Genomic DNA, 9,426 nt, shown 5'->3' with positions numbered 1-9,426 from the left:
TTCCCGATAAAAAATCATCGTGGGATGTTCTTTATCAATTTCAATATAAGCTTCGTGTAGTTATGAAAAAAATTACGACAGTGACTGTTTCATTAGATAAGTGTTATTGAAATTGATAAAAACTATATACTTCAATAAAATGAAATTTGTAAATAAAAAATAAGAGATAGAACCACAATTTTTTGTTCTACCTCTTTAAGTGACAAAGTGTTATTTTTCTTTTACAAGTTTTTTAACTTCTTCTAATTCTTTTTCAACATCTCTATTCGGTTTTTTAGTTATAAGACTTACGATATAAGTCACAATTAAACTTGTTAAAAATCCAGGAATAATTTCATATAAATTAAAGAAGTCATTATATTCTCCCAATGGTTTCACAAAAACAATCCAAATAATGACGACAACTGATCCTGATATCATACCAGAAATAGCTCCTGTACGACTTAATCCCTTCCAATAGAGAGATAGTAATACCAGTGGACCAAATGCAGCACCAAATCCAGCCCATGCATTACCAACAAGATTAAGTATAGTATCATTTGGAGTCCATGCGATTATAATAGATATAATTGCTATAATAAGAACAGATAATCGACCTACTAATAAAAACTCTTTTTTATGTTTTTTTGCAGCTTCTTCGCCTCTAATTAATTTATAGAAATCCTCTGTAAGTGAACTAGAAGTAACAAGTAGTTGTGAGGAGATTGTGCTCATAATAGCTGCTAAAATTGCTGCAAGAAGGAAACCACCAACCAACGGATGGAATAAAATTTGGCCCATTAAAATAAAAAGTGTTTCTGGATCATTTAATTTAACTCCTCTATCTTGAACAAAAGCAATACCTATCAACCCTACACATACAGCACCAATTAAACTAATAGCCATCCAACTAATACCAAATCTTCTGGCAGTTTTTAATTGACTAACGGATTTGATTGACATGAATCGTACTATAATATGTGGTTGACCAAAGTAACCTAATCCCCAAGCAAAGAAAGAAATAATTCCCACAATAGTGGTACCTTTAAATAAATCTAAATTAGTCGGTTTTAAATCCTGCTGCTTTCATTTCAACTGCTTTATACTTTGTTTCTACTGAATAAGAAACTCTTTTCATAGAAAAAACACCTCCGTATGATTCATTTTAATATGAATTCAACGAAAGTGTTTTTATATAATTCCCACTAATTGGGGTCAGTCTAAAAAAATCGTTGTTTTTTTACTTATCAAAAGGTGTAATACCAATGTCCTAATATTTTCCTCTCAAATTTAGAACTTTATATCTCAGTAAAGATATAAGATACAAGTGCATCATTTAAATGATGACTAATGTACAAAGGATGATCCAAATGAATAAAAAGAGTCTCCACTTTTTATTGTTAAAACGCAAGGTTTTAGGTATTGCATTCAATTTACCTGAAGGAGAAGAATTTACATTTCATGACTTGAACAGTCGTGCAAATGTAACGTGTTCTAAAGAAGTACAACAAAATGTTGGACGTTGGTTCGCATATTTTGTAAAACATGCGCCACGTGTTCCATTTATTATTATCGGTAAGGATACTCACGGTCATTTAGTTTATCTTAAAACAGGTCCTAATCCACACCATAACAGCAACACTTCGAAAGGAGGTGATTGCTAATGAGTTACACATTGTTTGAAATTGGCCCATTTGCTTTAGATTCCTTCGGTTGGAAAGAAACGATACCACCTAAAAAAGATGGTGACAGTGAAAAAGTGGTTAGAATGGCTAGCCCTATTATTATAAATGCAAGATTTTCTGATCCAATTACTGGTGTTGAAAAGTTGATTATTACTAACAACAATGGTAAAAAAGACATTTTTGAGTCTGATATCTTAACAACACGAAACTTACCTTCTTTAATTAAATATGGCTACAGTGTTAACGAGAAGTATATTAGATCATTGAGTTATGCCTTGCAATTGATGCGAGATAGATTACCACTTTCTGAATTATATGAGGGTGTAGGTATACTAGAGACACCTTTTGGCTACTTGATATCGCTAGATAAAGTTCTCAAATCTATTCAATTTAATCAGTCCTCACCTTCATACCCTATTGTAGACAGTGCTTATGACTTAACTCCTAAAGGTACATTTGATAATTGGTTTAACATGTATATTGACGAGGTTAAAGGTCATCTTCTTTTAGAATTGGCAGTCATATTTGGGATTTCTGCCTTAGTGACAAGTTTTCTGAAGCATAAACATGAAATCGAATTTGCAGGAATTCTCTTTAGTTTTACAGGTCAATCCTCAACCGGTAAGTCAACCGCAGCTGCTTTAGCTGTATCAGTCGCTGGTAACCCTACCAAAGGTAATGAAACTCTTTTTAGAAGTTGGAATGCCACACGTAACGCACTTGAAGGTTATTTGAGTAACAATTATGGCGTTCCTATAGTATTTGATGAGCTTTCATCTACGACACTTAAAGATACCACGGGTTTGTTATATTCCATCGCTGAAGGTCAAGGTCGTCAACGTTCCAATGTACACGGAGAAGTTAAAACGCCTAAGAATTGGGGTACATCTGTGATTTCAACCTCAGAATACAGTATATTTAATGATTCTGCTCAAAATGATGGTTTACGTGTGAGAACCATCGAGATTAATGAACAATTCACTACAAATGCGACCAATGCTGACAATATTAAAAAAGCTGTAGCACTAAACTATGGTCATGTTTTACCGTTAGTAGCTAAATATCTTATAAATCGTGAAGATGAAGTCATTCAATGGTTTTACAAGGAAGTAGATTGGTTTGAAGCTAAATTGAAAGATGATAAAAGCAACACAGGCAATCGTATGTTTAAGCGTTATGCAGTCATTACAACATCTGCAAAAATATTAGGTCGTGTTTTAGCTACAGATATTGATATCGCTAAAATAAGAGACTACTTTATTGATTATCATGGTCATACAATCTCTGAACGCTCATTAGCTGATAAAGCTATCGATGTCATCATTCAATTTGTAGCACAAAACAGAGGTAAGTTTTCAGATGAAGGTGCTTTGAAAAATATGTTTGAGAACTATGGATTAATCTCATTAAAAGATGACCATATCGAAGTAAAAATGATTGCAAACGTTTTTAAACAGATGCTAAACAATCATCAATTTCAAGATGTTAATAATGTTGTCAACGCCTTAAGAGATAAAGGTTTCATATTAGCTGACCGTGGACGCCAAACAACTAAAAGAAGTGTCAAAGATAATAGCGGTAAAAAACAATCACTTGTATTTTACCATCTAAAATTAGATGTAGAGTTTGCATCTATCCTGGGATTAACTAAAGATAAGTCGTTAATTCAAAATTGGACACCGGCAAATGATAACAAAGCTGCGAAAGAACTTTTTAAATCCGCTAATGAGGGGATAGGCCCTTCAGGAGTTCACGAAGATTTCTGATTGTCTTTATCATACAACCGTGAAGCATCAAACTGAATAATCGACGTATTGAAGATAGAACAAATAACGGAGTGAAAAACATGGATGAACTTATCGAGATATTAGCCGATTTGGTAATTGAAGAAATCAATCAAACGAATGACTAATATGAAAGCCCAACATCTCATTGATGTTGGGCTTATATATCAATTCATCCATAAATATATATTATCACTGTGAAAGGAGGAGCCGATATGAAAAAAGTTATAGGCTATTTACGTCAAAGTACGATGAAACAACAATCTCTTGCAGCACAGAAACAAGCTATCGAAGCAATAGCCGAAAAACATCATATTCAACATATCAACTTTTATAGCGACAAACAATCAGGACGCAAAGATAATCGTAGTGGGTATCGACAAATGACACAATTAATTCAACAAGGACAATGTGACATATTATGCTGTTATCGTCTTAATAGGTTGCATCGTAATTTGAAAAATGCATTAAAACTCATCAAATTATGTCAAACATATCGCGTTCATATCTTAAGTGTGCATGATGGTTACTTTGATATGGATCAAGCTTTCGACCGATTCAAGCTTAATATTTTTATCAGCTTGGCCGAACTTGAATCAGATAACATTGGAGAACAAGTCAGAAATGGGCTTCAAGAAAAAGCAAAGCAAGGTCGATTGATTACAACCCATGCGCCCTTTGGTTACGAATATCACAACGGAGCATTCATCATCAATCAAAATGAGTCACCAACGGTAAAGGCTGTATTCAATTATTACATTAAAGGTCATGGTTATAAGAAAATTGCACAGTTATTAGAAGAAGATAACACGTATATCAATCGACAACCCTATCAAGTTCGTAACATTATCATCAATCCTAATTATTGTGGTCGTGTCAACAATCAATATGGCCAATTCGACAATATGTTTCCTTCTATTGTTTCCACAAGTATATATGAGCAAGCGCAGAGACTTCGATCGCAAAAACAAATCAAACAGACATCTTCGGATAACCAACTAAAACAAAAAATCAAATGCCCATGTTGTAATGCAACACTTACGAATATGACCGTTAGAAAAAAGAATCATACATTACGTTACTACGTCTGTCCTAAAAACATGAATGCTTCTCGCTTTGTCTGTGATTTTAAAGGCATCAATGCACAAACACTTGAAGATAAAGTATTAGAAGTGTGCCGAGACTTTTATCAAAATCAACACATCTACACAAAAATTAAAGGTGCGATTGACAAACGCATCAAAAGACAAAGAAACATAGAAAAACATCACACATTGACTCAAGAACAACTGATAGAAAAGTTGGCACAAGGCATCATTGATGCAGAAACGTTCAGAGAACAAACGCAATCATTACGTCAACAACCGCAACGCACTACATCTATAAATGGGCATCAAATACAACACACCATTCAAAATATTATTCAAAAACGTTTCACGTTAAACATATTGTACCCCTATATTGAAACCATTCACATTACGAAAGATAAAAATCTTATAGGAATCTATTTCAAAAATGAACCACTCAATATCGTCAATCAAGCCATGCAATCATCGATTGCATAAATGAAGAAAGGATGTAACATAATGCAACAACTTAAAACAAAACGTGTCGGTATCTATGTACGTGTTTCAACAGAAATGCAAAGCACAGAAGGTTATAGTATCGATGGACAAATCAATCAAATCAAAGAATACTGTGACTTCCATCATTTTGAGGTCAAAGATATATACGCTGATCGTGGTATTTCAGGTAAATCTATGAACAGACCTGAGCTCCAACGTATGTTGAAAGATGCAAAAGAAGGCAATATAGATTGTGTTATGATCTACAAAACAAACCGATTAGCTCGTAATACATCGGATCTTCTGAAAATCGTCGAAGATTTGCATAAACAAAATGTCGAATTTTTCAGTTTATCAGAGCGTATGGAAGTCAATACTTCTTCTGGTAAACTCATGTTACAAATACTTGCGAGTTTCTCAGAATTCGAACGTAATAACATTGTCGAGAATGTATTTATGGGGCAAACGAGACGTGCCCAAGAAGGCTATTATCAAGGCAATTTACCACTAGGTTATGACAAAATACCAGATAGTAAACACGAGCTAATGATTAACCAACATGAAGCTAATATTGTAAAATATATATTCGAGTCCTATGCCAAAGGACATGGCTATCGTAAAATAGCCAATGCATTGAATCACAAAGGCTATGTCACTAAAAAGGGTAAACCTTTTAGTATTAGTTCTATCACATATATATTAGCTAACCCATTCTATATCGGCAAAATTCAATTTGCGAAATACAAAGATTGGAGTGAAAAACGTCGTAAAGGGCTTAATGATAAACCAGTGATAGCTGAAGGGAAGCATTCCCCCATTATTAATCAAGATTTATGGAATAAAGTACAAATACGTAAAAAACAAGTCAGTCAAAAACCCCAAGTCCATGGCAAAGGAACAAATCTGCTTACAGGCATTATTCACTGTCCCCAATGTGGCGCACCTATGGCAGCAAGCAATACAACGAATACACTTAAAGATGGAACCAAGAAACGTATACGTTACTATTCATGTAGTAATTTTCGCAACAAGGGGTCCAAAGTATGTTCGGCAAACAGTGTAAGAGCTGATGTGATTGAAGATTATGTGATGAAGCAAATACTCGAAATAGTCAAAAGTGATAAAGTCATTCAACGCGTTGTAGCACGTGTTAATCAAGAAAATCAAGTTGATTGTGCGTCACTTCATCACGATATCGCTTATAAGCAACAACAATATGATGAAGTAAGAATCAAACTAAATAACTTGATTAAAACCATCGAGGATAATCCGGACTTAACATCAGTAATCAGGCCGTCGATTCAAAAATATGATAAGCAACTTAATGACATTATGAGTCAAATCAATCAACTCAAAAAACAACAAAATGAAGATAAACCCTCATATAATGCCAAAAAAATTGGTAAAATATTGCGATACGTCTTTCATAATATTGAGAAAATGAAAAAATCTCAACTTAAAGCACTGTACTTAGCAGTGATTGATCGCATAGATATTAGAAAAGACAGCAATCACAAAAAACAGTTTTATGTAACACTCAAACTTGATAATGAAGTAATTAATCAGGTTTTCAATGATATTCCTCTCGACGAAGTGCTCCTTAGCACTTCGTCTTTATTTTTACCCCAACCTTTTTATTTAACAATATAATTTCAGTGGTATGTTTTTTAAATTAATGCAATATAGGATTAAATTATATTGAGAGAGGTTTATAAGAAATATTTTTCCCCTATATTATCTACAGTCGCTTTAATAAGTGTAATTATTGTATCGTTAGTATTTAGTTACAAGACTGTTATAGATATGAACAATAAAAAAACAAGACTCTCAAGCTCATAAAACTACCAAAAATAAAGAACAAGCAAAATGATAAAGATAAAAAAGAAGAGCCTGTTGAATGAAATGACAGCGGTGATAATCTAAATTCAAAAAATAATACAATTGCTCAACCTAATGCAAATAATAACGTAATAATAAATGACATAAGAACGAATGAAAGTGGAGAAGTTATACACAAAACCAAAAACGAAATCGATTACGTTGGAAAATTTGACTCCCCTCAAAAAGAAGCCCAATATGAAAAAAATGTCATGTCACAGACTGGCTGAGGTCTCACACCTTAATATGATATAAATCATATTATGAGAAGCAACTAGAAATGTACGAAAAAACAGCTAGAGGAGAAGTTGAAGAAACTAGCGCACATCTACATTGATACACAAGTATTAATTAATAAAAATGCTGGATATTATGGCGAAGTGCTTTGTAGCACTTCGCCTTTATTCAAAATATAATACTTTAATCTTTAGTACTATATGAATAATATAATTATTTTAAATATATAAATTATATAAAAATAGAGAATATTAACACAAAAAGTTGCATCTACTTTAATTTATACATTTGTTACACATGTTCTATTTCTTAAAAAGAAATTAATTTAATTTTTACTATATTTTTTTATGTACACTTTGATCGCTATAATAACAATGACAGAAACCAATATTATACCGACAATTGCTAAAGTGATTTGAAATAATACAGACAAGAAGTTAAACTTTGGTTCTACTTTAACGCTAGGAATATGCTCCCCTTTAGTAAATTGTCGATTGTATTTAACTGATAGTTGGTTTTTTTCCGATATTTTTAATTCATATTTACTGTTATCCTTAGGTACTACATCATATAAGTCTTCTTTCACGTTGTAAGTTTTACCATCAATTTGATGTGCACCTTTCGATATCACTTTGCGATACGTATAATTTTTAAATGCGTTTTGGGTGAGTGCGTTAGCAACCTTGTGGCGTGCAAATTTAGCTTTTTCACTAGGATATGGCTGGATATTAAATAAATTTGTATTCACTCTTAATTGATCTTTTTTAGCGGTTAATGCTAAATTATATCCTTCTTTGCTTGTCCCCGTTTTCAATCCATCCACATTTTTCATGCCGAGTGATTGATGAGGCAGTGATAAATTCGTGTTATGTAATTGTTGATTGTATTGAGTATCTGTTTCCAATTGAGTCATTTTTAAAATATTAGGATACTTGCGTAATAAGTGATTTGTTAAAATAGCCATATCATTTGCTGTCGTATATGAGCTAGTTTCATCCTTATATTTTTTGGGTTCATAGGGTTTTATAATTTTATTGTTGGCACCACTGGGATTAGTAAAGTGCGTTTGATTCATGCCTAATAATTGCGCTTCACGGTTCATTCTATCAGTGAATTTTGAAATATCTCCATCTATATGTTCTGCTAATACTAGCGTTGCTGCATTACTAGAATTTAAGGCAGCTTGTTTTAGTAACTGTTCAATCGTATATGTTTGCCCTTTTTTTAATGGAAAGGTAGTTAAATTAGGTAATTGTGACATTTTTTGATATCTCTCAGATATTTTAACCTTGTCTTTTAAGCTCACTTTACTATGATTAATGTCGTCATATATAACTAGCATTGTCATCAACTTTGTTGTTGATGCAGGATCAACTTTCTTATCCTTATGATACTTATATAATATTTGTCCATTCGTTGTTGTCACGACTGCTCCTCTAGGGTTCAATCCTTCATCAAGTTGTGCTTTTGAATTATTAGTGATTTCAACAGGAGTCAAAGCATATGTAGTATTTGTGAAAAAACTACAACAAAATAAAGATATCAACATAATCAAAAATATTTTTTTCAATTCATATTCCTCAATTTCTATTTTATATTTGTGACTTTGATATTAAAAATGAACGACTTACTTTAAATCAACTCGTATCATGTATATTTAATGGTAACATAATATAAATTATATACGCATTAATTGAATCATTATAAAATATTAAATATTATATATAGAGCTCAAAGTATATGTTATGTTATATTTAGCATTTAATATTTTTGTATTAGCAAAAGGAGTATTAATATGAAAAAATTATCTGTAATATTGATGACTAGCGCTTTATTACTTTCAGCTTGTTCACATCAATCTGAAAGCCACAATGACAAAAATGAAAGTAAAACTGCACATACAAATCAAGCCCAAAATAACGATAACAACCAAAAGAAGCATCGAAAAGTTGTTAAGGATGGTCGGACGTATGCAGATGGAATTTTAATTGTAAACAAAAATATTGATTTACCCTCCTCTTATAATCCAGGTGAAAATCCAAAAGCACAAAAAGCCTTAAAACAATTATTTGATGGTGCACAAAAAGATGATATTCACTTATATAAAATAAGTGGATATAGAAGCTATCCTACACAAGTTAAGTTATATAATAATTATGCGAAGCGTGATGGTAAAAAAGCAGCAGACAAATACAGTGCACGTCCAGGCTATTCTGAACACCAAACAGGTCTTACATTTGATGTTGGTGGCGTCGATTCAAATAAAAATCTATATGCTAGTTTTGGTAAAACTGAGGA

General features: G+C 32.5%; 6 protein-coding genes and 1 pseudogene. 5 read left to right on the top strand and 2 right to left on the bottom strand.

Annotated elements, in window-relative coordinates:
• Positions 1–210: 210 nt before the first annotated feature.
• Positions 211–1,056: pseudogene (locus tag HMPREF3058_RS07950) on the bottom strand (sodium:proline symporter); the annotation flags it as partial.
• Positions 1,057–1,349: 293 nt separating this feature from the next.
• Between HMPREF3058_RS07950 and ssb the strand changes: the two are divergent.
• The 4 genes from ssb to ccrB all read left to right on the top strand — a co-directional run bounded on the left by ssb (position 1,350) and on the right by ccrB (position 6,663).
• Complete coding sequence (gene ssb, locus HMPREF3058_RS07945) at positions 1,350–1,643, top strand: cassette chromosome ssDNA-binding protein (RefSeq protein WP_001830226.1); 294 nt, start codon at positions 1,350–1,352, stop codon at positions 1,641–1,643.
• Positions 1,643–3,430: a cassette chromosome replicative helicase gene (cch1, locus tag HMPREF3058_RS07940; RefSeq protein ID WP_002499379.1), complete on the top strand. Its 1,788-nt coding sequence runs from the start codon at positions 1,643–1,645 to the stop codon at positions 3,428–3,430. Before ssb ends, cch1 begins: the two co-directional genes overlap by 1 nt.
• Before the next feature lie 233 nt (positions 3,431–3,663).
• Positions 3,664–5,013: a cassette chromosome recombinase CcrA gene (gene ccrA, locus HMPREF3058_RS07935; protein ID WP_002499380.1), complete on the top strand. Its 1,350-nt coding sequence runs from the start codon at positions 3,664–3,666 to the stop codon at positions 5,011–5,013.
• 21 nt (positions 5,014–5,034) lie between these two features.
• Entirely contained in the window at positions 5,035–6,663 is a 1,629-nt protein-coding gene (ccrB, locus tag HMPREF3058_RS07930) for a cassette chromosome recombinase CcrB (protein WP_070731294.1), read from the top strand.
• A 790-nt stretch (positions 6,664–7,453) separates the two neighbouring features.
• Here the strand turns inward: ccrB and pbp4 are convergent.
• Positions 7,454–8,698 carry a penicillin-binding protein PBP4 gene (pbp4, locus tag HMPREF3058_RS07925; protein ID WP_002499382.1) on the bottom strand — a complete coding sequence of 415 codons (1,245 nt, stop codon included), beginning with the start codon at positions 8,696–8,698 and terminating at the stop codon, positions 7,454–7,456.
• A gap of 225 nt (positions 8,699–8,923) precedes the next feature.
• Between pbp4 and HMPREF3058_RS07920 the strand changes: the two genes are divergently transcribed.
• Positions 8,924–9,426 (top strand): M15 family metallopeptidase (locus tag HMPREF3058_RS07920; RefSeq protein WP_070731304.1); only part of this gene is annotated, 503 nt, incomplete at its 3' end.

It is taken from the genome of Staphylococcus sp. HMSC068G11 (genome assembly GCF_001815825.1).
Taxonomy (GTDB): domain Bacteria; phylum Bacillota; class Bacilli; order Staphylococcales; family Staphylococcaceae; genus Staphylococcus; species Staphylococcus epidermidis.
This window is presented reverse-complemented; position numbering and strand designations above follow the sequence as displayed.